Origin of the sequence: Glaciecola sp. KUL10 (assembly GCF_003203515.1) — a bacterium.
GTDB lineage: Bacteria > Pseudomonadota > Gammaproteobacteria > Enterobacterales > Alteromonadaceae > Glaciecola.
Map to the genome: position 1 here is coordinate 442769 of NZ_BGNG01000001.1, position 24677 is coordinate 467445.

Annotated in this window: 22 protein-coding genes, 1 other RNA gene and 2 pseudogenes; 9 read left to right on the forward strand and 16 right to left on the reverse strand. The window is 39.9% G+C overall.

Going from position 1 to position 24677, the window contains the following annotated elements:
• Positions 1–223: 223 nt before the first annotated feature.
• A complete protein-coding gene (locus KUL10_RS02070) occupies positions 224–442 on the forward strand; it encodes a PGPGW domain-containing protein (protein WP_110427235.1) in 219 nt (72 codons plus the stop codon).
• A 150-nt stretch (positions 443–592) separates the two neighbouring features.
• A complete protein-coding gene (locus KUL10_RS02075) occupies positions 593–1819 on the forward strand; it encodes a threonine/serine exporter ThrE family protein (RefSeq protein ID WP_110427236.1) in 1227 nt (408 codons plus the stop codon).
• A gap of 493 nt (positions 1820–2312) precedes the next feature.
• Here KUL10_RS02075 and ppsA read toward each other — a convergent pair whose 3' ends face one another.
• Positions 2313–4685, reverse strand: coding sequence for a phosphoenolpyruvate synthase (gene ppsA, locus KUL10_RS02080; RefSeq protein WP_110427237.1), 2373 nt, complete (start codon positions 4683–4685; stop codon positions 2313–2315).
• A gap of 276 nt (positions 4686–4961) precedes the next feature.
• Between ppsA and KUL10_RS02085 the strand changes: the two genes are divergently transcribed.
• Positions 4962–5774, forward strand: coding sequence for a pyruvate, water dikinase regulatory protein (locus tag KUL10_RS02085; RefSeq protein WP_110427238.1), 813 nt, complete (start codon positions 4962–4964; stop codon positions 5772–5774).
• A 1-nt stretch (position 5775) separates the two neighbouring features.
• Here KUL10_RS02085 and KUL10_RS02090 read toward each other — a convergent pair whose 3' ends face one another.
• Entirely contained in the window at positions 5776–6132 is a 357-nt protein-coding gene (locus KUL10_RS02090; RefSeq protein WP_110427239.1) for an RnfH family protein, read from the reverse strand.
• Between the two features lies 1 nt (position 6133).
• On the reverse strand, positions 6134–6565 hold the full coding sequence (locus KUL10_RS02095; RefSeq protein WP_110427240.1) for a type II toxin-antitoxin system RatA family toxin: 432 nt from the start codon (positions 6563–6565) through the stop codon (positions 6134–6136).
• 151 nt (positions 6566–6716) lie between these two features.
• On the opposite strand from KUL10_RS02095, the gene smpB reads away from it, so the two are divergent.
• Positions 6717–7187 (forward strand): SsrA-binding protein SmpB, encoded by a 471-nt coding sequence (gene smpB / locus KUL10_RS02100; protein WP_110427241.1) that lies wholly within the window; start codon positions 6717–6719, stop codon positions 7185–7187.
• 61 nt (positions 7188–7248) lie between these two features.
• Here the strand turns inward: smpB and KUL10_RS02105 are convergent, their stop codons facing one another.
• Positions 7249–8487: an NADH:flavin oxidoreductase/NADH oxidase family protein gene (locus KUL10_RS02105; RefSeq protein ID WP_110427242.1), complete on the reverse strand. Its 1239-nt coding sequence runs from the start codon at positions 8485–8487 to the stop codon at positions 7249–7251.
• Positions 8488–8580: 93 nt separating this feature from the next.
• Here KUL10_RS02105 and ssrA point away from each other — a divergent pair.
• Both ssrA and KUL10_RS02115 read left to right on the forward strand, forming a co-directional pair.
• Positions 8581–8938: a transfer-messenger RNA gene (gene ssrA, locus KUL10_RS02110) on the forward strand.
• A 176-nt stretch (positions 8939–9114) separates the two neighbouring features.
• Positions 9115–10334, forward strand: a pseudogene (locus tag KUL10_RS02115) (integrase domain-containing protein).
• Positions 10335–10774: 440 nt separating this feature from the next.
• Here the strand turns inward: KUL10_RS02115 and KUL10_RS02125 are convergent.
• Positions 10775–11056: a hypothetical protein gene (locus KUL10_RS02125; RefSeq protein ID WP_110427244.1), complete on the reverse strand. Its 282-nt coding sequence runs from the start codon at positions 11054–11056 to the stop codon at positions 10775–10777.
• A gap of 588 nt (positions 11057–11644) precedes the next feature.
• Here KUL10_RS02125 and KUL10_RS02130 point away from each other — a divergent pair.
• On the forward strand, positions 11645–12700 hold the full coding sequence (locus KUL10_RS02130; RefSeq protein ID WP_110427245.1) for a hypothetical protein: 1056 nt from the start codon (positions 11645–11647) through the stop codon (positions 12698–12700).
• A gap of 321 nt (positions 12701–13021) precedes the next feature.
• Here KUL10_RS02130 and KUL10_RS02135 read toward each other — a convergent pair.
• The 3 genes and pseudogenes from KUL10_RS02135 to KUL10_RS02145 form a co-directional block, all read right to left on the reverse strand.
• Positions 13022–14233 (reverse strand): annotated as a pseudogene (locus KUL10_RS02135) (IS256 family transposase).
• A 227-nt stretch (positions 14234–14460) separates the two neighbouring features.
• Positions 14461–14904: a hypothetical protein gene (locus KUL10_RS02140; protein ID WP_110427246.1), complete on the reverse strand. Its 444-nt coding sequence runs from the start codon at positions 14902–14904 to the stop codon at positions 14461–14463.
• 168 nt (positions 14905–15072) lie between these two features.
• Entirely contained in the window at positions 15073–15696 is a 624-nt protein-coding gene (locus KUL10_RS02145) for a tyrosine-type recombinase/integrase (protein ID WP_110427247.1), read from the reverse strand.
• Between the two features lie 54 nt (positions 15697–15750).
• On the opposite strand from KUL10_RS02145, the gene KUL10_RS02150 reads away from it, so the two are divergent.
• Together KUL10_RS02150 and KUL10_RS02155 are read left to right on the forward strand one after the other, a co-directional pair.
• Positions 15751–16038 (forward strand): type II toxin-antitoxin system ParD family antitoxin, encoded by a 288-nt coding sequence (locus tag KUL10_RS02150; RefSeq protein ID WP_233499670.1) that lies wholly within the window; start codon positions 15751–15753, stop codon positions 16036–16038.
• Positions 16038–16328, forward strand: a complete 291-nt coding sequence (locus KUL10_RS02155; RefSeq protein ID WP_110427249.1) for a type II toxin-antitoxin system RelE/ParE family toxin — start codon at positions 16038–16040, stop codon at positions 16326–16328. The genes KUL10_RS02150 and KUL10_RS02155 overlap by 1 nt, the downstream gene beginning before the upstream one ends.
• A 462-nt stretch (positions 16329–16790) precedes the next feature.
• Here KUL10_RS02155 and KUL10_RS02160 read toward each other — a convergent pair whose 3' ends face one another.
• From KUL10_RS02160 to KUL10_RS02195, 8 genes are all read right to left on the reverse strand, one after another.
• Entirely contained in the window at positions 16791–18317 is a 1527-nt protein-coding gene (locus KUL10_RS02160; protein WP_110427250.1) for a pentapeptide repeat-containing protein, read from the reverse strand.
• 438 nt (positions 18318–18755) lie between these two features.
• Positions 18756–19085 carry a hypothetical protein gene (locus tag KUL10_RS02165; RefSeq protein ID WP_110427251.1) on the reverse strand — a complete coding sequence of 110 codons (330 nt, stop codon included), beginning with the start codon at positions 19083–19085 and terminating at the stop codon, positions 18756–18758.
• A 100-nt stretch (positions 19086–19185) separates the two neighbouring features.
• Complete coding sequence (locus KUL10_RS02170) at positions 19186–19479, reverse strand: hypothetical protein (protein ID WP_110427252.1); 294 nt, start codon at positions 19477–19479, stop codon at positions 19186–19188.
• A 9-nt stretch (positions 19480–19488) separates the two neighbouring features.
• Positions 19489–19911 (reverse strand): hypothetical protein, encoded by a 423-nt coding sequence (locus tag KUL10_RS02175; RefSeq protein WP_146216745.1) that lies wholly within the window; start codon positions 19909–19911, stop codon positions 19489–19491.
• Positions 19912–20019: 108 nt separating this feature from the next.
• Positions 20020–20472 carry a hypothetical protein gene (locus tag KUL10_RS02180; RefSeq protein WP_110427254.1) on the reverse strand — a complete coding sequence of 151 codons (453 nt, stop codon included), beginning with the start codon at positions 20470–20472 and terminating at the stop codon, positions 20020–20022.
• Positions 20473–21389: 917 nt separating this feature from the next.
• Positions 21390–22856: a DUF3987 domain-containing protein gene (locus tag KUL10_RS02185; RefSeq protein ID WP_110427255.1), complete on the reverse strand. Its 1467-nt coding sequence runs from the start codon at positions 22854–22856 to the stop codon at positions 21390–21392.
• A complete protein-coding gene (locus KUL10_RS02190; protein WP_110427256.1) occupies positions 22853–23128 on the reverse strand; it encodes an AlpA family transcriptional regulator in 276 nt (91 codons plus the stop codon). The genes KUL10_RS02185 and KUL10_RS02190 overlap by 4 nt, the downstream gene beginning before the upstream one ends.
• A 136-nt stretch (positions 23129–23264) precedes the next feature.
• Entirely contained in the window at positions 23265–24635 is a 1371-nt protein-coding gene (locus KUL10_RS02195; RefSeq protein ID WP_110427257.1) for a hypothetical protein, read from the reverse strand.
• Between the last annotated feature and the right edge of the window lie 42 nt (positions 24636–24677).

Here is a 24677-nt window from a genome sequence, read left to right on the forward strand (position 1 = left end):
GCGGTCAATGCTTGATGCTCCTATTGTAGAGCCAAGGAGTATACCGACTAAGTCAGCTAGGCTCTAGCTTACAAACGAAATTTAATAGAACAATGACTTCTTATGTATGTTTACATCTTTCGGTTCAACCTGAACATATCGTTACATTTTAAAACATGCATTTTTGTGCGAAATACCCTATTGTTTGGGAGTAGAAGTTCAAAACAAGCGAAAGAGATAAACGATGAGACAGTTAAAAGTAATATTAGGCATGGTGTTATGCATTATCGGCGTTGTCTTAACAATACTTCCCGGCTCTACGCTTTTAGTATTAGCTGGATTAATGTTGCTCAGCACTGAATATACACCAGCAAGAAAGTTGCTTAAGTGGGTACAACGCTCGATGAGCCAATCTGCCGTAAAACTTGACCGCTATTTGTTGAACAGAAAAATGCGTAAATAGATTAGTTTTATTTACGCAAAGACCTATATTTTATCACTTGAACTACGCAAACTAAGTCTTTACACTCCGCACACTTTTTAATCAGCTCGATTAAGCATTGGCGCACTCACTGCCGATATTACAACAGCACAAATTCGTTATTGGAACGCAATGGATACCTTTGAATTTATCCAAATTCGCAGATTTATTTTAAAGCTTGGCAAAATGTTGCACAAATATGGCTCGCCCTCATTTCGGCTAGAAGCCTATTTAAGCGAAATTGCGACCTACTTAGGCGTCCACTCTTCATTCGTTTCTACTCCTACTTCACTTTCAATGGTGTTATGGAGCGATAGACATGAAGAAGAATATACCCACGTTGCACGCATGCAACCCGGCGAGCTGGATATGAACGCGCTGTCATTCACTGATGAATTAGCCGTAAAGCTCCTGGCAGGTGAAATATCGCTTCAACAAGCAGATGACGAGCTTAACATCATAGATGCCTCACCCAGCCCTTATGGAAAAATACCCAGTGGGATTGCTTTTAGCCTTGCCACTAGCGCGTTTGCAATGCTGATGGGCGCAGGTTGGCAAGAAATATTTTGGTCAGGCGTGCTTGGCGCCATGGTGTATTTATGGACACTTTGGGCGGAGCATTCAAAACGCGTTTACTTAATGCTTGAGCCAGTTGCTTCATTTTCAGTTGGTTTGGCGGTATGTGCCATTAGTTACTATTTGAGTTACTCGCTCAATGTATGGCTGATAATTTTATCATCACTGATTATTTTAGTGCCCGGTTTATCACTGACCATCGGCCTTGCAGAATTGAGCTCTAGAAACTTAGTGTCTGGTACTGCGCGCATCATGGACGCTGTGATGCAATTGTTTAAACTATATTTTGGTGCCTTTCTGGGCATCACTATCGGCTACTTTTTATTTGGAAAACAAGAATTAGAAGCCGCTGAAACACTGCCATTTTGGATAAATTGGCTGGGTGTACTCATGCTGAGCATTGGCCTAGTCGCGATTTTTAAAACCAGAATGAAACACGTCCCTTTTGCAATCTTGGCAACCTTTATTGCATACGGCGCCTCATTTTTCGCCTCAACCTATTTAGATAACGGTATGGGTGCGTTTGTCGGTGCATTCGCACTTGGCGTTTATGCAAATGCGTTTTCAAGACTCGCTAATGCGCCTTCATCCATTGTTGCTATGCACGGGTTAATTGTATTGGTTCCGGGGTCTAAAACCTACATTGGTTTGAACTCGTTAATTTCAGGACAGCAATTCATCAAAGCCGACCATATCGGGCAAGAGACCTTTATTATTTTGATGTCTTTAGTGGCAGGATTGATTTTTGCGAATGTGGTGATGCCGACGAGAAAGGCTTTGTAATTGTTTGGTAGTCGATTAAAGTCTTTATTCAAATTGTCAGTCAATTGGATACAAACTCAAGTCTGCTGAGCATGGTTGTGACCGCTCCACTCTTTCAAGTAAAGCCCCCAACCAAACTATCAATCACACATTACTAAAGAACATTCAGCGCGTCAGCAATACCCATCCCCATTCATAAAATTTGTGCCGCAAGGACGCGGCACCAAAGCGGCATGGACGCCCTCGTGCGTTTTTATGAATGGGGATGGGTATTGCTGACAAAAGCTGAATATTACTTACGAAGTACGCTAGTAGATGTTACGAGCGATGGTTGATGTATAAGGTTTTCTATGTTCCAAGGAGATTGCAGTAGACACTGCAATGAAGGATGTAAATACTGCGATGATGAAAGTATAACCACAATCAAATTTAATAAAAAAAGCCACTTCATAAGAAGTGGCTTGTCGTTAAGTGTAGCTGTCAATTCAGCTAGCAACTTTTAAAGCATTAGTGACTAACCGTGCTGCTCTGCAAGGTATAGCCATGTTTCAACCACCGTATCAGGATTTAATGAAACACTATCGATGCCCTGCTCTACCAACCACGCAGCAAAATCTTCATGATCAGAAGGGCCTTGGCCACAAATACCAACATACTTACCACGCGCTTTTGCCGCTTTAATCGCCATAGAAAGCAGTGCTTTAACCGCGTCATTACGTTCGTCAAACAAGTGAGCGATCAAACCAGAGTCACGATCTAGACCTAAAGTAAGTTGCGTTAAATCGTTTGAGCCGATTGAGAAGCCATCAAAAATATCTAAGAACTGATCTGCTAGTAAGGCGTTGGAAGGTAACTCACACATCATAATAACGCGTAAGCCATTTTCGCCTTTCTTAAGCCCTTGCTCTTCAAGTAGTTCAATGACTTGCTTGCCTTCTTCAACTGTTCGAATAAAAGGAATCATGATCTCAACATTGGTCAAACCCATTTTATTTCGAACACGTTTTATCGCTTCGCACTCTAGTGCAAAGCAATCTCTGAAGTCCTCAGAGATGTAACGACTCGCACCACGGAAACCTAACATTGGGTTTTCTTCATCTGGCTCGTATTGATAACCACCCACTAGATTGAAGTATTCGTTAGACTTAAAGTCCGACATACGCACTATCACTTTCTTTGGTGAGAAAGCCGCACCGATGCTTGAAATACCTTCAACTAGTTTTTCAATGTAAAACTCTGTTGGTGATTCGTAACCGGCTATCATTTCAGAAATTTCTTCTTTAAGCTCTTGCGGTTGCTCTTCAAAATTTAGCAAAGCTTTAGGGTGAACCCCTATCATACGGTTGATGATAAACTCTAAACGGGCAAGACCAACGCCTTCATGTGGTAAGCGAGCGAAGTCAAATGCTCTGTCTGGGTTACCGACATTCATCATGACTTTAAGTGGTAAATCTGGCATAGAGTCAATACGAGAAGTCACAACATCAAAGTCCAACTCTTGGTTATAAATATAACCTGTATCGCCCTCGGCACATGATACCGTGACCGCATCACCTGTTTCGATTGAGTCCGTTGCATTGCCGCAACCTACTACCGCAGGAATACCCATTTCGCGAGCGATAATTGCAGCGTGACATGTTCTTCCACCTCTGTTGGTGACGATAGCGGAAGCTTTTTTCATAATCGGCTCCCAATCTGGATCAGTCATGTCTGTCACCAAAACATCGCCGACTTCAATTTTGTCCATTTCTTCAATAGAAGCGAGTACTTTAGCTTTACCCGCTCCAATTTTATGACCGATTGCACGACCTTCACAAATGGTCTTGGCTTCGCCTTTAAGTTGGAAGCGTTCAATCACTTGCATGTCTTCGCGGCTGCGCACAGTTTCGGGACGAGCTTGTACAATATACAGTTTGCCGTCTACGCCGTCTTTTGCCCACTCAATATCCATTGGGCGTTGATAGTGTTTTTCAATTATTTGTGCTTGTTTAGCAAGCTCCATAACTTCATCATCGGTCAATGAAAAACGTAAACTGTCTTCTTTTTCAATATCAACGATTTCCACTTGTTTGCCGTGCGACTCATCATCAGAGTAAATCATCTTAATTAATTTACTGCCTAGATTTCTACGCACAATTGCTGGACGTCCAGCATCTAGCGTTGGCTTATGTACATAAAATTCATCTGGGTTGACAGCGCCTTGTACGACCATTTCACCCAATCCGAATGAACTGGTGACAAACACCACGTCTTCAAAACCGGATTCAGTATCAATAGTAAACATGACACCAGATGATGCGCAGTCTGAGCGAACCATGCGCTGAATACCCGCTGATAAGGCTACGCCTTTGTGGTCATAACCCTGGTGAACACGATAAGAAATTGCTCTGTCGTTAAACAATGATGCGAATACGTGCTTGATAGCAACTAAAACTGCATCGTAGCCTTTGACGTTAAGAAAAGTTTCTTGCTGCCCCGCAAAAGAGGCGTCAGGCATATCTTCAGCCGTAGCAGATGAACGAACAGCAAAAGAGGCCTCTTCACCTGCGTCACCTTGAAGCGTTACAAATGCCTCTTTTACCGCGTTTTCCAACTCAGGTTGAAATGGCGTGTCTAAAATCCATTGTCGAATCGTTTTCCCCGCTTCAGCAAGCGCGTTAACATCGTCAACATCGAGCGCATCTAATAATTCGTGTATTTTTGCTTCCACACCTGATTGTTCTAAGAACGTGTTAAAAGCATAAGAAGTTGTCGCAAAACCACCTGGAACTTGAACCCCTGCATTAGCAAGGTTTGATATCATTTCCCCCAAAGAAGCGTTTTTCCCACCGACACGATTAACATCATCCATGCCCAATTCTTGATACCAAAGTACGTATTCTTGCACTGCCGAGCCCTCAGCTATTAAATGTTTATTGAAATCAGACCATCACTGATATTTAATCTTATCTGTGCTAGCACGACTATGCTCTTTTAGTCTGAACTTTACCCTTCCATGAGAGTTGCTACTTTAGTCTCACATAAAACTGAAAGTTTTCAGATGTAAATACAAAGTTCGCAAAGCGTGCTAGCTTTGACGGAAGCGATTCTAAAATGACACTTATGTTAAAGTAAAATTTAATTTCTTTTTGTAATTAAATTACAACACTGTTAAGGAGATGTTGTGCGCACCGCTTTTTATATTTCAGATGGTACAGCCATTACTGCCGAAGTGTTTGGTCATGCTTTGCTGTCTTTATTTCCGACAGAATTTAAACATGTGACTATTCCATTTGTTGAAACAGAACAACAAGCAAAAGAAGTGCTCGAACAAATAAAAGTAAGTTTTGATGAGTCGGGTGAGCGCCCATTAGTATTTTTTACGATGGTGAACTTGGACATTAAAAACATTATTAGTCGTTCCATCGGGATAAATTACAACTTTTTAGATCAATTTGTAGCGCCACTAGAAAAAGTCATAGGTGTTCCCTCAAAACCAATGCCTCATCGCACTCACAGTATTCATGAAAAAACTTATGATATTCGAATTGAAGCGGTAAATTATGCATTGGCAAATGACGATGGTTCAAACCTCAAAGACTATCACGAAGCTGATATCATTTTAGTAGGTGTATCACGCTCTGGTAAAACACCGACTAGCCTTTATTTGGCCCTACAATACGGTATAAAGGCAGCCAATTACCCATTTACCGAAGATGACATGGGTGACGTGTTAAAGATGCCTAATGTGTTACGTGGATTTAAAAAGAAATTATTCGGTCTGACTATCGATGCTAATCGCCTGCATCAAATCCGCTCTGAACGCCGAGCAAACAGCCGATACGCATCGATGCAGCAATGTAGAATGGAGCTTAGAGAGGTTGAGAATTTATATCGAAAAGAAAAGATTCCCTTTTTGAATAGCACCAAATTTTCGATTGAAGAGATTTCAGCAAAAATACTTGCGACTACTGGTTTAGAGCGCCGCAAATACTGAATTAAGACTTAGCGCGCCCGCCCGTTACTTTGTCGGCGCGCCCCTCTTCCTTTGCTTTTTCTGCGCGGCGTTTTCTTACTTCTTTGGGATCAGCAATTAGCGGACGGTATATTTCAATACGGTCACCATCATTTAAAATCTGACTGGCTTTACAAGTACGATTCCAAACACCAAGTTTATTAACGTTTATATCTATTTCTGGAAACAATTTAGTAATCGCAGACTGCTCAATGGCTTGTTCAACCGTTGTGTTTTCAGCCACATGCAGACTAATTATTTTTTGTTTATCAGGGGTGCCGAAGACAACTTCAATGTTGAGCAAGTTTTCATCTTGAGACTGCGTATTTTGTGAAACCATATTAACGATACACCTCTTTTGCTCGCTGGCTAAATGCCGAGACCATACTGTTGGCTAGCGAATTAAATACTTTACCAATCGCCATTTCCATCAGCTTATTTGAAAAGATAAAGTTTAATTTCAATTCAATTTTACAAGCCTCATCCGACAAAGCAGTAAACGTCCATCCTCCGTTGAGTGTTTTAAATGGTCCGTCAGAAAGATCCATTTTGATAAATTTTCCACGTTCTAACTGATTCAGGGTCGTTAGCGTTTGCTTCACACCCACTTTTGAAATCACCATCGAGGCCTTCATTTCAGTATCGCTTTGGTGCAACACCGTGCTTTGCTCGCACCCTGGTAAAAACTCTTGGTATTTATCGACGTCATTGACTAAATCAAACATCTGCTCAGCGCTGTAAGGTACAAGCGCATTTCTTTGAATACTTGGCATTTACTCTACTTTCAATTACTTAATGAAGTTATAAAAGACATTTGCGAATGTTAACACGCTTGCTCTTGAATTTTATCTACTCGCACAAATTATTTGTGCAAGGCATACAACAAACAAAGACAAACCCAACGAGTTAAGTATAATACGCGCCATGAAAAAGAAAAAAACAAGTCCTGGAAACATCGCGCAAAACAAAAAGGCGCGTCACGAATATTCATTTATCGACAAGTTTGAAGCGGGTATAGAGCTACAAGGTTGGGAAGTAAAAAGTATCCGTGCTGGTAAAGCAAACATCACTGATAGCTACGTGTTTATAAAAGACAATGAAGCCTTTGTCAGTAATATGATGATTACCCCTCTTAATCAAGCATCTAGTCATGTTGTTTGCGATCCTACTCGCATCCGAAAACTGCTCTTAAAACGCCGTGAAATCGAACAATTAATGGGTGGATTAGATCGTCAAGGTTTAACGATCGTAGCGACGTCAATGTACTGGAAAGCCTGTTGGGTAAAGCTAGAAATCCATTTAGCTAAAGGTAAACAAGAGCATGACAAGCGCGATTCAATCAAAGATCGCGATTGGAATAGACAGAAAGAACGGATGATGAAGCATAGCGCTTAATCATTTCTCACCAAAGAAAATACAGTTTTGAATTTGGTCTTACGTTTGGCATCTTACGTCGCTAATTCGTTTGTGTTTGTTTATTGAGATGTTGTTTGTATCGTTTTGTAAGCCTAAATACTTTTATTTGGTCCATGATTAACGAAAAAAATGCAGAAGCGTTGTTCATTGGCAACTTATTTGCACCCAACCGCCGTAATTGACGTTTGACTAACGACATATTAGCAAGCCCAGCAAGGGTTTTATCCTTCCAGTCGACCTTAGGAATATACCCAAGCAATTCAGGTTCATGAAGCCATTTATTTATCAGGTCAGGCTTGTATGCTAGCGCTGACGCTAACCCAACTAAAGACATTCCGGCTTCGACTGCATTTTGTGCAACAGCTAATCGCTTTATACCTCCCGTTACCATCAATGGTGTCGATGACTCAGACACTAGTTTTTTTGCAAACTCTAAAAAATAGGCTTCTCTTGCCAAGGTTCTATCGTCACCAGATTTCCCCTGCATGGCAGGCGCTTCATACGAACCACCCGATAATTCAATGAAGTCTAGATTAAAAGGTGCAAGTGCATTTATGACAACTGATGCATCATTTATATCAAAACCACCTCTTTGAAAATCTGCAGAATTAAGCTTAACTGATAAAATAAACTGTTCACCGCAGGCTTCTTTTACCTGTGAAACAATATTGATTAATAAGCGCGAGCGATTTTGAATAGAGCCACCCCACTCATCCTTGCGTTTATTGGTTAAAGGCGATAAAAACTGACTCAACAAATATCCGTGTGCAGCGTGAATTTCAACGCCATCAAATCCTGCTCTTTGTGCTTGCAAAGCGGTATCAACAAAACGAGTAATCACATCATGGATTTCGTCTTCAGTCATCGCTTTTGGTGTTTCAAACAGACCACTATGCTTCCCCATATTCAAAGCAACATCCGATGGCGAAAGTACTTTGCCCCCCATACGCTTAAATACTTGCCGACCAGGATGATTAATTTGCATAATCACTTTTGTGTTATTTAATTGAGCTTGTTTTGCCCATTTTTCAAACGCATCGAGCGGTGTGTCTTTTTCTAGAACCACACCCCCGGGTCCTGTCATCGCAAAGCGATCAACCATCACGTTTCCAGTAATAATCAAGCCAACTCCGCCTTTTGCCCAAGCTTGATACAAATTAAAGAGGGCTTGTGATGGCAACTGATTAGCATCTGCTAAGTTTTCTTCCATCGCGGCTTTAACAAATCGGTTTTTTAAGCACACACCACTGCTAAGTTGACACTCTGTAAATACACTCATCTTGTTCTTTTAATTATCTTTTTATTTACGACTTTCTTTATTATGGAAGCTTCTTTGTGTATTACAAGCATGTTATACTCTAAACCATATCTCGGGGCTGCTCTGGATTCGACAGGATTCAATGATGCTTGAGGTGCATGCAGAGGTGCGGTTTGCCTCTTAAAAAAGCCGCAAACAAATAGTCGCAAACGACGAAAACTACGCACTAGCAGCTTAATAACCTGTATAGGCCCTTCCACTCACGCTCTGGTCATTAGCTGAGGTTCGGAAGGTCATCTCAATGACCTAGCGAGGGAAGCTTGTCTATGGCTGAACCGCGAAATAGTAATAGGCCAGCTCGAAAGAATCCTGTTTGTCGGAGTCCGTAGAGTTAAATAAAAGACAGACTAAGCATGTAGTACCAATGGTTGACGCTTTCTGGACGCGGGTTCAATTCCCGCCAGCTCCACCAATCGATGTAAAAAAGGCTGATTTATCAGCCTTTTTTATTGCCTAAAATAAAGTAAATAAAGGGCTGTAGGCCATTTTCATATCCACTGAGGTCTATTGGGGTCTACAGACATCCACGATTTTTAGTAGTACCATAAGTAGTACCAACAATATAATACTCAAACTGGTACTACTAAAATGGCTAGACGAACATCGGCATTGACCAATACTCAAGTTAAGCAAGCAAAACCAAAAGATAAAGTATATAAGCTTGCTGATGGCGAGGGTCTGCAGCTACGGATAAAGACAAACGGTTCAAAATCGTGGTTATTGGACTATATAAAGCCTGTAACAAAATCACGTACTTCAATTAGCTTAGGGGTCTACCCTGAAGTTTCTTTACTGGATGCACGAAAACGCAAAAATGAAGCTCGTGAGCAATTGGCAAATGGCGTAGATCCAAAAACAACGAGAGACCAAGAGCGTCAGATGCTTGCAGACGCTCAAACTAAAACGTTAATTTCGGTCGCATCAGAATGGCTAAAAATAAAAAAACAAAAGTCACTGCTGACTACGCGATTGATATTTGGCGCTCTTTAGAGCTTCATGTCTTCCCTCAACTTGGCAAAATGGCAATTGGTGATATTACAGCCCCTATTGCTATTAAAACAATTAAACCAGTGGCAGCAAAAGGAAGCTTAGAAACAGTTAGAAGGTTGTGCCAACGAATGAACGAAATCATGATTTATGCAAACAATACTGGCGTAATACATGCTAATCCACTGTCTGGTATAATCCATGCGTTTGAAGCACCTAAAAAGCAACACCTTCCGACTATTAAGCCTGAAGAATTGAGTACTTTAATGTTAAAGATCTCAACAGCTAGTATTAAAATGACTACTCGCTGTTTGATTGAATGGCAATTAAATACTATGGTTCGGCCCAGTGAAGCTGCAGGTACAAAATGGTCAGAAATTGATAACGAGCAAATGCTCTGGAAAATCCCTGCGGAACGAATGAAAAAGAAAAAAGAGCATGTTGTTCCCTTAACACCACAAACGCTTGCATTGCTAAAGGTTATGAAACCGATTAGCGGTCACAGAGAGCACGTATTCCCGGCAGATAGAAACCCTAAGACACATTGTAATAGTCAAACAGCAAATATGGCCCTAAAGCGCATGGGTTTTAGCGGTAAACTTGTCTCCCACGGGTTAAGAGCTCTTGCAAGTACCACTTTAAATGAACAAGGATTTGATGCTGATGTTATTGAAGCTGCGTTAGCGCATGTGGACAAGAATGAAATTCGGCGGGCTTACAATAGAGCTGAATACATAGAGCGTCGAAGAGAGTTGATGGAATGGTGGTCTGGACATATTTCTGAGGCTTGTAAGTTGAGCGTTAGTTTGGCTCAAGTATAGTGGCTTACATCTCATCTGACATTCTGAGTTAAAAGTCTCGACTTGACCTGACAGTCGGCATTAGACAAAGAACGGCCGTTCAGTATTTCTGGAGTATCGGATTCTTGAACAGTCGCTTCCTACGGATAGCGGTCACTGAGTATTTTTGAAACTTTGAGTACTTCGAGTGCTTATTGAGCTGCAGGTTTGTTCGCATAGCAGAAGCTGAAAACTCAAATAATAAGCCAATTGATTGACCACGAAGAATTAAAATCAATGGGTGGAGGGTCTAATACCGAAATCAAAACAAGCATAGAGGCAATTGGTGAAACTACTAAAATGAAAAGACTGAGTACCGCATCAGATTGCTTTGGCTTTCGTCTGCGTAAAACATCTCTGAAATAACTCCAAAGAACCAACGAAACCATTACAAATATAAACAATCCACTCATATCTTTATCTCAGCTTTCAGGTGGTAACCCAAGCTGGCGCCTTACTTGCTTTTGAAGATCGCTCGACTTTTCGTAATCAAAGGTATTCGAATACCCAATCAAGTTTGTAGCAGCATCCATTGGGTTTAGCCCTTGTGCATTTACGACTTGCGCATAAAATATAAAATCTACGTGCACTTCATTGGTAATGGCTAGATAACGAATAATGGGTTGCATCCAAAAATTAGTAATCCAGTATCTTAGAGCACCAGAGATTACACCAATAGCAACCGCTACAAATTTCACGTCCAAATAAAGGTTTTCCTTTTACAAATACCGTAAGGCATTATCAGCTCTAAACAAAAGGCAAATACTCATGTTAAGAAGAGCAAGATTACGAAACCAAAAGCCAATATGTTTATGTTAACAAGCTGAGTATGCCTATTATAGGATAATACAATGTATCGTTGCTTGTCGTTTAATTGAGTCATTGAATTGAGGCTATCATAGGGCTAGTAGTTTTGATCGAACGGACATTCTAAGTGCAAAGAGCAAATCCATATGACTTTACTGTTAGAAAGAAAGTTGCGAAAATTTAACTCGTTTAAGCTATCCCATGATGTTTAGGTCGCATTTAGAAAAGTAACATTAATTCCTATTTGTTATAAATAGTTTTTCTGCGTACTCAACGTTGAGCTCGTGACTTAGCGTTATTATTGACTGCTATAGAAGTATTTGACGATGCTTTTGTTGTCGTGGTCTCTCCATTCCACCCTTTGCTTTGCAATGAACATGAAAAATATATTTTGAATGAGTCAAATGTAACCTAGAAAAGAAGACAGTATTGATATAGATTGAATGTATGGATTTCTTTTATTGTGTGATTTATAGGGACATTTTATGACAATGATATCATGGTCACGATTGGCTATTTTAGTAGCAGTTTTAGTGTTAGGTGCTTGCGAAAGTACACTAGCACCAAACATTGAAACAAGAGCTAACAGTCAGACCACTTTTGACGATTTTTTAAAAAAAACTGTCGTTCTTCCAAAAAGCTCCGCCGTTGATTTATCAGTCTACGATACGAGTTTAGATTTGCAAGCCAATGGCCACTACGTAGCTAGTACTCTATATCTACTTGAAATGATGCCCGATACAAATTTGACTTGGCATTATCTTGGTGAAAACGCAGAAGCACTAGGTTTATATGATGTCGCTGCCGTTTATTATCGAAACTCTGATGAAGCACCTTGGTACAATAAATTTTGCTCATTTAAGAAGAATCGAACTGAAGGGAAAGCGGCGCGTTATTGCAAAAACTATTCGCCCGAAGAAAACCTTGCTAGGGTGAATACCTACACTGAAAACAGTAATACCCTTTGGTTCAGCGCTCAGGAAACTTGGGAACAAGAGATAAGGCTTGCGAACTATGCGATTCAAACAGACGTGCGCAGATTTCAAAGTCTTCGAGAATACCAAGAGAAAATGGTTTCAGGCCAAATGACCTACCGTAGCACTAATTCTGGAAACGAGTGGACTTGGACTGATGTAGTGACAGGAATAGCAATTATTGCCGCCATCGCGTTAGGTGTTGACTATATCGATTCAAATCCTCAGCAAGCTTCGGTTTTCTTTAACAGCTTAAGTTCAAGTATCCCTACTACGAAGCAACAAGCGGAGTCGAAATCAACTCAAAAGCATATATCTACGAGTGCAACAACCTCTGAATGTATGAGTGATTATAATTGTACATATGGTCTTAAGTGCGTTAAGGGGTTTGCACAAAGTAGAGGCGTCTGCATGCAGACTGTTAATGAAATAGGTATAAAAACACCATATTTTCCTAGCAACAAAAGCATAAACATAAATACATCAATGCAACAACAGTGCAGATTTGATTCTGAATGCCCTTATAACTTTAGGTGCGAAGAAGAACTGAAGGTATGTGTTCAATAACCGAGCACGGTCTTTGCCAACGGTAGCGGTAAGATGAATGTCTACCCCCGTATTTTCTGAATTACGGCTTTGCATAAAAAGCAATAGGTCTTTTCCGGATTTATGCCACAAGGAGTTTGCTAAGCGGTGAACTTGGAAAACATTGAAGCCTTTAAAATGAAGAGCAATGGGCAATAACTCAGAAACTGGGTTTACATTGAGGAAGCTGAACGCTATTCAAATTCAGATAGTAAATCCAGAAGCCAAGCGTAAACATTTTCAGCAAACTATACAAAAAATTGGTGGCAAGGAAAGCCTGTAACAGATTCTGTGTAACTGCCATTAGTTAATATGCGTTTCGAGGCGTTCCTCAAACTCGATAATAAAACGACTCATCGCCTGACGCCAGTTTTGAATCGGCATCGACCATTTCTTACTGGCATCTTTTATTGCTAAGTAAACCATTTTTCGAGCGGAATCATCGCTGGGGAAGATTTTCTGTTTCTTTATGGCTTTAAGGATAACGCTGTTTAGAGATTCGATAGCGTTGGTGGTGTAAATTGCCCTGCGAATGTCTTCAGGGTAATTAAACAAGGTGTTGAGGTTATGCCAGTGCGTTCGCTATGATTTAGCAATATGTGGATACTGGCCGTCCCATGTTTCAGCAAACTGTTCCAACTCAATCAGTGCCTCATCTTCTGTTGCCGAGCGGTACACGCGTTTTAAATCTGCTGTGACGGCTTTGTAGTCCTTCCATGACACGTATTTCAGTGAGTTACGCACCATGTGTACGATACACAGTTGAATATGCGTTTGTGGGAATACAGCATTAATTGCATCAGGGAAGCCTTTGAGGCCATCCGCACAAGCGATGAGAATGTCTTCTATGCCACGCTGCTGAAGTTCGGTTAGAACGCTTAGCCAGAACTTAGCACCTTCATTCTCGGCTATCCACATGCCCATCAGTTCTTTGTGGCCTTCGTTATTAATGCCCAACGCCAGGAAGATAGACTTGTTGATGATGCGCTTACCTTGGCGTATTTTAACCACGATACAGTCTAGGTAAACGATGGGGTAAATCGCATCTAGCGGGCGCGACTGCCACTCGACTACTTGCTCAATAACCGCATTAGTAACACGAGAAACCAATGTTGGCGATATCTCTGCACCATACCATTCATCAAACGCATTAACGATTTCACGGGTACTCATGCCTTGTGCATAAAGCCAGAGGATTGTATCGTCCATAGATGTAAAACGAGATTGATGCTTTTTGACGAGCTTGGGTTCAAAGGACCCTTCACGGTTGCGAGGTGTATCAAGTTCAAACTCACCATCTTCTGTTTTAACGCGTTTACTGCTCTTGCCGTTACGACTGTTCGATGACGTAGACTTTTGATTTTTTTCGTAGCCAAGATGCTCATCCATTTCTGCGTTCAATGCCGCTTCAACGGTAATTTTCTTGAACATCTGACTAAATTCGTTTAAGTCCTCAGGTGTTTTAATGCCTTTGGCTGCTTCCTTTGCGAATGCTTCAAGATCTTTCTTATTCATGTTCATCTGCCTATCCTTATCTCTCTATAGAGTAAATTGAGATAGGCAGTTACACAAAATTAGTTACAGTCTCGGCAAGGACGCCATTGTTACAAGTTCCAAGCAGACACAAGTATCAACGTCACTGACAAGAGCAACTTTGCCATCAACGAAAGTCGCAACCGGCTTTCTGCCAAAGTTATCATGTACCCAATTTATACTGAGTAAGACTTAGGAAATTTGTTTGTTTAAACAGGCAATAAAGCATCGTTTAGGTGCTTTAAGCTTTGTAGCCAGTTGAGGTTTTTTGTACCGCTAGCATATTGAGTAACGTTACAATCCAGATAAACTGATCGAAGTAACTGCTTAGCCTTATTCACTTCTACAGTTTCACATTTAATATATACTTTTTTTATTTCTTCCTGTAATTCTGGTCTTAAGTATTTGTCAAGAGTCCAAAGGTTCTTTGTTGCCCATCGAATGCGTTTTATAAACAACAACTCGCGAGAGTCCTTGGTCACTTTTACCTTTGCTCGATTAAAACCAAGTATTTCTGTCATGTCGTCTCTATCAAAAGAATCTCCGTGATAGAGCGATGCACCAATAAGTTTTATGACCATGTTATATTCTGCTTCTAACTCTTTAGGTGGTATAGGTTTTGGCCAAAAAAACTCAGCTTCTGAAATAATCACTTAACGTCCTTATTAAACTAGATTTGAAAATTAATAATATCCGAATACGTAAGTTAGGTCACCTCTGTATTATAAACCGGACGTAAAAACCAGTTCAAAGTCGTTCAGCTTAGAAACACTCTCACTTTCCCCTTTGTCTCATTTGAAAACCGAAAGGACAAAGAATCTTTAACAATCAATCGATTCTGAAATCTCTAGCGCATCATCGACCTCAATTCCCAAGTATCTCACCGTACTTTCAAGTTTCGAATGACCAAGCAGTAATTGACATGCTCTCAAATTCTTTGTCTGTTTGTAAATCAGTGATGGTTTTGTCCGTCTTAATGAATGCGTTCCGTAGTTAGCAGGATCTAATCCGATTGACACGACCCACTGCTTGACAATTCTTGCATATGCTCGTGTCGTCAAATGCTCGGAATTACGATTTCGCGATGGAAAAAGAAAGTCGTATGAGTGCAAGTCGAACTTATCGATAAGTGCTTTTAGGCAGGCTCTCGTATCTTTTGTGATTTCAAATTGAACGGGTTGCTGTGTTTTCTTCTGAACAATCATGGTGCGCGATTGAATTGAAGCCCCGTGCGCAACATCACGTACTTTAAGTGACAATAAGTCACAACCTCTTAATTTACTGTCAATAGCCAAGTTGAAGAGGGCTAGATTTCTCACCTCTTTGTTCATTTCAAGCCTTGCTCGGATTGCAAATATTTGCTGAAGCCTGAAAGGGGCTTTTTGACCGACAAGCTTATTCTTATTCCACGGTTCTTTTTTGCGATAAATAGCTATCTCATACATAGTCATTTCCATGTAATTACGTGTAGTAATTTCTTTGCAATAGTTGTTCCACCAGTGGTAGTATTTTATCGTACTGAGCAAAAAGAGACAGCATCAATGGGCATGGTAAAAAAGAGTATTACACTCACATCACAACAGAATGAGTGGATTCAATCGCAACTTTCAGAGGGTCGATATGCCAGTGACAGTGAGTTGTTGAGAGATTTGATACGCAAAGAGCAAGAAAAGTCGAACCAGATTGACTCTCTAAGGCAGGCTTTATTGGTTGGAGAGCGAAGTGGTTTATCAAGTAGAAGCGCAGAAGATATTCTAAAAGATGTATTAAATGCTAAGGCTGATTAATGCCAGTATATAGACTGACTAATGCAGCCGATGAGGATTTAGAAAAAATCATTAGATATGGCATTAGGCATTTTGGTGAAAGCTCTGCAATTGAATTTTATGAAGGGTTACTGTCTGTCCTTAACGCCATTACAAACTCGCCTGACCAATACCCTTTTGCGTTTACTGCACACGAAAAGTTTCAAAAAGCAGTCTACGAATCATATGCAGTTTTCTTTGTTCAAAAGCCTGAATACATAGAAATCACAAGGGTGCTTCGTAAAGAAAACTACAATCAATTGCTTGATTGATTATAGAGGCTATTGTCCATAAGCAGTGTATCGCTGGATTGTTCGCATAACGGACTCTCAGACTTTTTAAAAGTTTAAAAATGCATTGTTGAAACTCGGTCCGGATTAGACAAATAAACGGACCTTTCCATGCTCAGCTTTGTTCGACTCAAATAGGCTGTTAGTTCAATCCGAGAATGCGACGAATTGGTTGATTTTTCACTTTTAGCACATCACTGGCGTCCAAATCTTTCGGCCTCAACCCCTTTTCGCTAAGCAGAAGTTGTTAAATTATCCATTTCACAAAAAATATTTGCATGGTTATCATTTGACTACTGCAAACTAATATGAAAATAGCATTATTGAGTGTTCGGCATCATGTTAATGCGCAACTACTAAAGCAACGACAATTTACTCTACTTTGCTTCGAGATGGCATAACAGAGCGCAAATCAATTTTCCGTGCCTTATATGATGCAGTGAGTTAAATCCTGAACTGATTTCGTAGGCCCAAACCAAGCAGAAAAATCAAAATCAAAGATACGATGTTTTGAAAACTCATGGCGATAAATATATTATCGATCAATGTAAGCTCATATTTTTCTAGGATATCAATTTGAAAGGCTTTGCCTATTGTAATGAATGGAAGGCTGTTTATTATTGATAAACCCAACATATGGTTTATGCTTTCAAATGACATTATTGTCTTGTCTGACATAAACCCAAAAATCGTCGCGAAACTTACCCACGACACTAAAAGCCACAAAAAAGGGCGTTTTATAGACTGTCCGTAATCTGACGTAACTGAATAGAGAATATCCAATCCATTACCGAAAAATGATTTATTGTGCGTCCAACGTGTGGCCTGTAATTCCTGTGCATTGAATTTAAGCGCTTGTCGATGATGTTTAAACTGTTCAGCAATTTCTTTTAACCGCCTTAGTTTGGATTGTGCAGTTTCTTCGTTGTTTGTTTTAGTGAATAGTTGTTTCCAGTTTCCTCGCTCTCGAGCGGGTCTCACTTCAAGCCCGTCCATGTCTACATGGTGAGACAGTTTGGTGCTGCGTAAATCAGGAATACAGTTAAACGCGAGGTTATTTAAAACAAGCGGACCGTTAATCGTTGCTCCGCGTAAAGAGAATGCCGTTAAGTCGAAAACTGGGCTTTTATTTATTTTACCATGCCTACTCTCGAACGAAATAGCTTGGCATTTAATATTGCTTAGCAGCAGTTTACCTTTTCCAAAGTGGTTCACGTTAAGGTAAACCTTCCCATCACCGAAGGTGGTATTGCTAAAGCTCACATCCCCATCACCGAAGGTGGTATTGCTAAAGCTCACATCCCCATCACCGAAGGTGGCACCGTGAAAGCCCACAACCCCTTCACCGAAGGTGGTATTGCTAAAGTCCACATCCCCTTCACCGAAGGTGGCTCTTTCAAAGCGCAAATCCCCTTCACCGAAGGTGGCTACTTCAAAGCGCAAATCCCCTTTACCGAAGGTGGCACATCTAAAGTTCACATCCCCTTTACCGAAGGTGGCACATCTAAAGTCCACATCCCCTTCACCGAAGGTGGCACATCTAAAGTTCACATCCCCTTTACCGAAGGTGGCACCGTAAAAGACTACATCCCCTTTACCGAAGGTGGCAGCACTAAAGTCCACATTCCCTTCACCGAAGGTGGCTCTTTCAAAGCGCAAATCCCCTTTACCGAAGGTGGCAGCACTAAAGTCCACATCCCCTTCACCGAAGGTGGCTCTTTCAAAGCGCAAATCCCCTTTACCGAAGTTGGCTCCATAAAAGCTTACATTTCCTTTGGGAAAGTTATATTGATTGAAACTAATATCCGGCTTTTCTTCAGTGCGGAAAGAGGCAAAATCAACACAAATAAAGTTTACATCCGCTACAGGGTGTTGATTGACCCATTCATTCCACTCTTTCTTTCCTGCTTGCCATAAAGCAATTGCTTCATCACCTTCAAGAACAATCCTTTTATTTTCTTGTTCGCACATTGTGGCCTACTATTTAAGTCAGTGTTTTTCAATTCTATAGTATCGCTAAGTGTAAGAAAGCGCCAAGTTTTGGCAATCTGTAAACCGCTTCTAATTTAAGCTAGAAAGATATCCTGAAGGTCCGGAAAACGTACAAATCGGAGCCTTAAACTATTGAATAGTTTTTCCAAATAAGAATACATTAATTTTCACTCTGTTCGCATTACGAACTCTCAACATTAACCTACTATTGTTAAAGATTGAAGTTCCATAGCCTGCTAGTCTTGCATAGAGTTTATTGAGGTTTTGCAGAATTAGTGCACACTCAACGCTCGCATCTGCGAAAGTTTGTATTTGCTAAAATCTAAGATAATTGAACTCAGTGAATAGCAGATTTTAGCAAATGCAAAATGTCCGAAGGAGCGCCAGCGCCTGACAATATGCTTTTGTTAGGTGCTATCAACCCGCTAGCCATAAGCTTAGCATCAACGATAGCCATGTGAGGATATACAAGATGACGCTAGGATTTTTAGACTTTACATTTAAATGAATGAATAAAAGAGTAAACGCTACACCGACGATACCAGATAAGAGGCCGCTAGCGGCCGAATGGTCAGCACTACCGAGCAGCTTGATAGGCAGAAGAATTGTTAAACCAGCACCTGCCACATAAATTGACCATTTAACGATTTGTTCTTGGAGCAACTCATCCGGATCGACAAATTCGTTGTCTTTATTGCGAAACAACTCTTTGAGAATCTCTATTATTTCCTTGTCTGCTTCAGTCATATGTCCTTGGCACTTAACGCTTTACTGAGAAGCAGACATCGCACTTCGATGACTGTCCTGTGGAGGAGGCTGTAAGCCCGCTACGTACCCGAGTAAATAGTTATGTTTTGTTTTGATCATCACTAAATTTGTTTGAAAAGAACGTTGAAAGCTTTGCAAAAATCCACCAACCAAAACCCCACAATATAATAGTCATTACCCCATTTAGTTGAATTGGTGAAGGACCAAATATAGAAAGCAAAACAAGAACAGATGCTAAAGGCGAAATTACTAGGATAAAAAGGCTAAGTACTGCGTCAGATTCTTTTGGGTTTGGTTTTCGCCCACGGAAAACATCGCTGAAATAACTCCAGAGAACTAACGTAACCATGCCGAATATAAATAATCCACTCATGTTCTTGTTTTAGCTTTCCGGTGGTAGGCCAAGGTCCATCCTTACGAGCTTTTGCAGGTCGCTAGACTTCTCATAATCAACTGTGTTTGAGTAACCAATCAGGTTCTTTGCAGCATTCATCGGATTAAATCCTTTAAGATGTAGAAAAAGCTTATACCATTTGGGCAACTCCAAGAACGATGCAGATAATCGTGCGGATGACTTCCTGTTCTCAAGTATTCGCTCTCTATGCAATTTTTGCATGTCTTCATTTAAGTCGCTTGCATTAACTACTTGTGCATAAAGTATAAAATCCTCATGTACTTTACTTATGATCGAACGGTAACGAACAATTGGTTGCATCCAAAATGTCGAAACCCAATAGCCGATGGCACCAAAAACGACTCCAATTAAGACTGCAATTAGCTTTACATCCATTTTTGAAACTTCCATTTAAAACCATAACGCTCGCATAACCGGCCAAAATACAATGGTATTATATGCGCAGCATAGAATTGTATTTTAGTCCTAGTGAACGAAGTGAGCGCATTGATGCGTTTGTTAAACGTAGTGGTCAAAATCTTCCCTTTGAGCCAGTATTGCCTTTGTAACGAAAACTAAAGTCGCGCCACAAAACACTAATAAGTAAACAAACTCATAAAAATAGTCAAACAATGCTATCTCTGATTGCTTGGAATCGATAATAGCAAGTGTTAGTAAAACTGTACTTAATACGATACCAAGTATTGAAACTGTGATGACAGCTTTGCGTTGTCGCTTGTCTTTTGGGGTGTCTCTGTGAAATGCCGCTATACCGTCCTTAAGGGTTGCTGAAAATAATGCCAGTGAAACGAAAGGCCACGCGGCAAGCCTTTTAACTTCTTCAGGGCTTCCACCCAAGGACAATATTGTAGCTGCCCAAGCTAATGCCGGTAAAAATATAAATGCCAACTCGAATAAAGCGCTAAGGCTTGATGAAAGATAAAGTTCTAAGTTTGATTCATCTTTTGGCATAAAATTACGTCCTTGTACTACGTATACCATCTTATTATGACGACCGCATAGTAACGATGACACTATTTCATTACATTTCGGTCTTATATTTATTGAATATCAATAGCTTACTATCTTTTTAATGATAAATCCTAGCAGTTTTTCTGTGATTACGATGCATGCATCGTAATCACAAGGTCAAAACAACTTCTAAACACTTGCCAATATTGCTTTATGGTGCGCTTGTGCTTTTTTCGGGTGAGGTTATTTGAACATCTCAAGCGTTATTAAATAAAACAGGAGTCAATTTCCGCTTTGTCTCAGGAGAACCAGCTCATATAAATCGTAATTTCAGAATTAGTTTGTAGTCGTGAGCGACCGCTTTGCACGATTAGTTACTACTGGTTCACATAAAACCTGAAGGTCCGAAATACGTACATCAGTGACTGCCAGAATTAATTAAGCCCCGAAATTGAATCTGTCAGATCAAATGATGGCTAATGCATCTAAGTAATCAAAACGGTGATTTGTCCAACTCTTTCTGTGAATCCAAAACGGCAGTAATACTTATATTTCCACTCCACAATTATTACTTACAGGAAAAATTAGACAACGAGTGTAAATAACTTCTGTATAGCACAGTTATTTCGTGGAGTATTTGTAAATACCCCATTCTTAAAATAGCTTCCTCGTGGAATTATTAAGCTACATTTCTATACTCAACAAGCGTCATATTGTTGAGTGAGTCATGAGGCCATTCGTTGTTGTAAATCTCAATCCATTCTTAGGTATATGGTTTCACTTCATTTAGGTATTGAAGATGCAAGAGGCTCTTTAAACAACCTGTACCACCTCAACAAATAAACTAAACGGACGACTTTAAGATAACAAAGGATATTTTGGATACAAATATCCAAAATATCCAACTTTTTACGTTTTTAAAAAGTGACGCCATTAACGTTGAGAAATTTATTCCACATAAAATCATCACGGCCCACAAGTGGATAAAGATCTATGTATACTAATCCAGTAGGCAATACCCCAACAAAGACTTCCTGACTTGTTACAAGCTCATTGAGTGCCATATTTAATTTATCCAGATTCCTTAGAGCCCTAGGCCCACTTTGAAGTATCTTATTTTTTTTAACAAAACGATGTCCATCCTCGCGAAAACCAACAAGGTATTTGCGAAGAGTATTTGCTGATTTTACGTGGTCAGGTAGTATTTGAAAAAATTCTAAATACTGTTGTGATGAATACATTACTAGTTGCTCAGCATCTTGGAGAATACCAAGAGTAATGTCAGCCCCCTTACCCAACTCGAAATAAGTCAATAGCGCCGCAACTCTACCTATTGTCACGCCAAGTTTCGCACCATGCCCTTTCGCATATTGATACGCACCATAATTTCCAAGTTGACCTTCCAAATACCGATTTATCTGTGAGAAATATTGCCTCGCTTCGTGTGAAAATTTTACTAGTATTTTTCCTTTGTTAGGTTTTGAACTGAAATACTTTAACTCCTCTGATAACTCATAAGCTGAAGCTAGGTATTGTTTGTAGTATCGATCATCTTCAATATAGAAGTCTTCTCTCTGACGTTTTCCTTGATTGTTTTCAGCAAAGACAAATAAAAACCTAGGATAGAAACCAATATCTATCATCTCCTCCCCTTTAGATTTCACTTGTTTATCTAACACACTTTTCTGCGAAAGTATCAGCATGCTCACTCTTGGATCATAAACCGTAAAACTAGGTGAACTTTTACGGTCTATCGAAAGCTGTTCTCCTTGCCATGCTTTACAAAGTAAGGGGACATTATTCATTATCCTACCGTTTGCAATACTAGCTCCTTCTGGTGATATCAGATTCAAAATACCTGGTCCTAAATGAAGTTCCTCCACAATTGCTTCGTATGTTGAATCATCAATCGTCATTCTCGTTTTGTGCGGAGCAGTTAATCTTGCATTAATTTTTTTGAGTTTCTCCTTTTGCGTGCTAATTTCATCTACTTTGTCTTGTTCTGTTAACTCCTTAATCAAACCTTTTATGGTATTAATTTGGATCTTAGCTACCTCCTTTTCAGCAACGTGATCCTTGTACTCTTCAACAAACTTTTGCTCAAAATCCTTGTCAATTTTTACTAATGGTGGGTCAAGCAAGCGTAATACAAAAGATTTACCAACGCCTGAATCAGCTACTACCCAAATGTATAAACTGACACTACCTCTTTCGCCCTCAAAGATTTCCACATCAATAACTCCCTGTGACAGACATGAATACATTGAAAGAATTGAAAATGTAATAAGTGAATCTGGCGATTGTGTTTTTCTACGAATTGCATTTAAAAGCCCTCTTGTTCTTGGGCAGTTAATCAAGGTTGGTCTATAGATTATATTATTCAAGCCCTACCTCCTGACTTTTTAATCTCTATCCACTCCAAAAGTTCCTTTTCACTATATCTAACCGCACGAATCCCTATACTAATTTGCTTTGGATATGCTGGATCAAAGCTCTTTGATTCTTCGTTAAGTAACGCAAAATGGTACGCTTTTGAAATAGACAGCAGATTCAGCACTTCTTCTAACTTAAGGAGGCGAGCTGAATAAGTTTGTTTGTTTCTGATAATTTTCATTGCACCTTTCTCATAATTTACTATTGAATTTGTAGCAGACATAACTCTATGTCTTGCCGAAAGTGACAATAAAAAATAGCGAAGAGTTTGACGAGACGGTGAAGTAAAAAAATACTTACTGGATGAGTGAGATTTTGGTACACCCTATTGACAATTTGATTAGACGAAATACACGAAACTATCTGTTCTTTGCGTACCCCCATAGAGGTCGAATAAACGTTGGGACATACTTTGCTTCCTCTTCAGTAAACGATATATTTGGGAAATACTTTAACTCAGGGCAAACACCCAAAAATGCTTCAAATCTCAACATTGTCCCATTATCCAAAACTTGGTCTGGTCTTATGTTATTTATTAATAAAACCAATGACTTTACATGATTGTTGAGCGGATGCGATTTGTGATCATCAGGGTCAACTTTCCCCCAAAAAAACACAGCTAGATTGCAAACAATCCACAGTTTAAGAGGATAAAATTTATGCTTAGATCTTTTGAAGTGACCGTCAGACCGTTCCTCAAAAGTTGGCCTAATCAGTTTAGCCGCCACTTTAGCACAACGTTCACCCAGCGTTTTTCCGTCCTCGAAAATCTTCTTCTTTTGCGCTACTTCCATAATATGGGCGCGGCTTACCCCTTTTGGGAGCTGTTCCTTACTTCCTAACGCATCGTTTATAAATAGTCTGAGCAACTCTGTGGTAGCGTTTCTGTCAATATGCCGTATTTTTCTTCTTATTTTTTTATCAACGTCTTTATAGTCCCACTTTAAAAAACGATCGGCTTTGATGTCATAGCTGTCTAATATACGCAATTCCAAATAGTCTTTAAAACCATAATTGGTCCAATACTCTTTATGCATGAGTATGAGATATTCCAATAGATTAAAATTTCCATGTCTAATGTCAGGATATATTTCAAGCTTTTTGCGCACTGATTTAGGAATCTCTTCATATATTCCAAGAGTATTTCGCAAGTCAGAAATATTTGTAATTTCATCTAACCTAACGTTGATTTTTGTTTTTGAGTTATCTGAGAGGACTTGAGTGCTATTATTATTTCCAATTGGTTCAGCGCCAACATATAAATTCCAATCACAAATTGCAAAAAGTGTCTGTCCATACTCGTTGAATGTATCGGACGTCTTATTTTTGTCGAACATACGAATTCGACATCCAGATTCTTCTGACTCAACTTCAACAACTTCGTCTTCAGTTTTGATGTAATATGCGCCTGTGAAGTATTGCGTGTCAGTTACACCGCCGAAGCGCTCAATCATTGAGAGTTCGACATGCAAGAAATCAGGATAAATACGTTCACTATTGGCAGAATATCTTGGACTATCCTCCACGATGTCAACATTATTTTTGTTATTCGATTCGGAAAGTGACTCATTCGGAAACTTATAAATTGGAAAATTAGGACTACGTACACAAAAAGTTATTTTGTAGTCAGTGTTAGGGAAGTTATTGAGTTCATGCATTTGCGCTTCATTATCTATCTGCTCCTCAAAGTCTCCCACAGCTAACAAATCCGTCAATTTAAACAGTTTCAATTTATGCGTTTCCAATCTAATTCAAATTCATTTACAAACTAA

Excerpts from the sequence above, each read along its gene's own strand:
- KUL10_RS02070 (WP_110427235.1), top strand. The coding sequence starts at position 224 with ATGAGACAGTTAAAAGTAATATTAGGCATGGTGTTATGCATTATCGGC.
- KUL10_RS02075 (WP_110427236.1), top strand. The coding sequence starts at position 593 with ATGGATACCTTTGAATTTATCCAAATTCGCAGATTTATTTTAAAGCTT.
- KUL10_RS02090 (WP_110427239.1), bottom strand. The coding sequence starts at position 6,132 with ATGGTTTCACAAAATACGCAGTCTCAAGATGAAAACTTGCTCAACATT.
- KUL10_RS02095 (WP_110427240.1), bottom strand. The coding sequence starts at position 6,565 with ATGCCAAGTATTCAAAGAAATGCGCTTGTACCTTACAGCGCTGAGCAG.
- smpB (WP_110427241.1), top strand. The coding sequence starts at position 6,717 with ATGAAAAAGAAAAAAACAAGTCCTGGAAACATCGCGCAAAACAAAAAG.
- KUL10_RS02105 (WP_110427242.1), bottom strand. The coding sequence starts at position 8,487 with ATGAGTGTATTTACAGAGTGTCAACTTAGCAGTGGTGTGTGCTTAAAA.
- KUL10_RS02130 (WP_110427245.1), top strand. The coding sequence starts at position 11,645 with ATGACAATGATATCATGGTCACGATTGGCTATTTTAGTAGCAGTTTTA.
- KUL10_RS02145 (WP_110427247.1), bottom strand. The coding sequence starts at position 15,696 with ATGTATGAGATAGCTATTTATCGCAAAAAAGAACCGTGGAATAAGAAT.
- KUL10_RS02155 (WP_110427249.1), top strand. The coding sequence starts at position 16,038 with ATGCCAGTATATAGACTGACTAATGCAGCCGATGAGGATTTAGAAAAA.
- KUL10_RS02160 (WP_110427250.1), bottom strand. The coding sequence starts at position 18,317 with ATGTGCGAACAAGAAAATAAAAGGATTGTTCTTGAAGGTGATGAAGCA.
- KUL10_RS02165 (WP_110427251.1), bottom strand. The coding sequence starts at position 19,085 with ATGACTGAAGCAGACAAGGAAATAATAGAGATTCTCAAAGAGTTGTTT.
- KUL10_RS02170 (WP_110427252.1), bottom strand. The coding sequence starts at position 19,479 with ATGAGTGGATTATTTATATTCGGCATGGTTACGTTAGTTCTCTGGAGT.
- KUL10_RS02175 (WP_146216745.1), bottom strand. The coding sequence starts at position 19,911 with ATGGAAGTTTCAAAAATGGATGTAAAGCTAATTGCAGTCTTAATTGGA.
- KUL10_RS02180 (WP_110427254.1), bottom strand. The coding sequence starts at position 20,472 with ATGCCAAAAGATGAATCAAACTTAGAACTTTATCTTTCATCAAGCCTT.
- KUL10_RS02190 (WP_110427256.1), bottom strand. The coding sequence starts at position 23,128 with ATGTCTGCTACAAATTCAATAGTAAATTATGAGAAAGGTGCAATGAAA.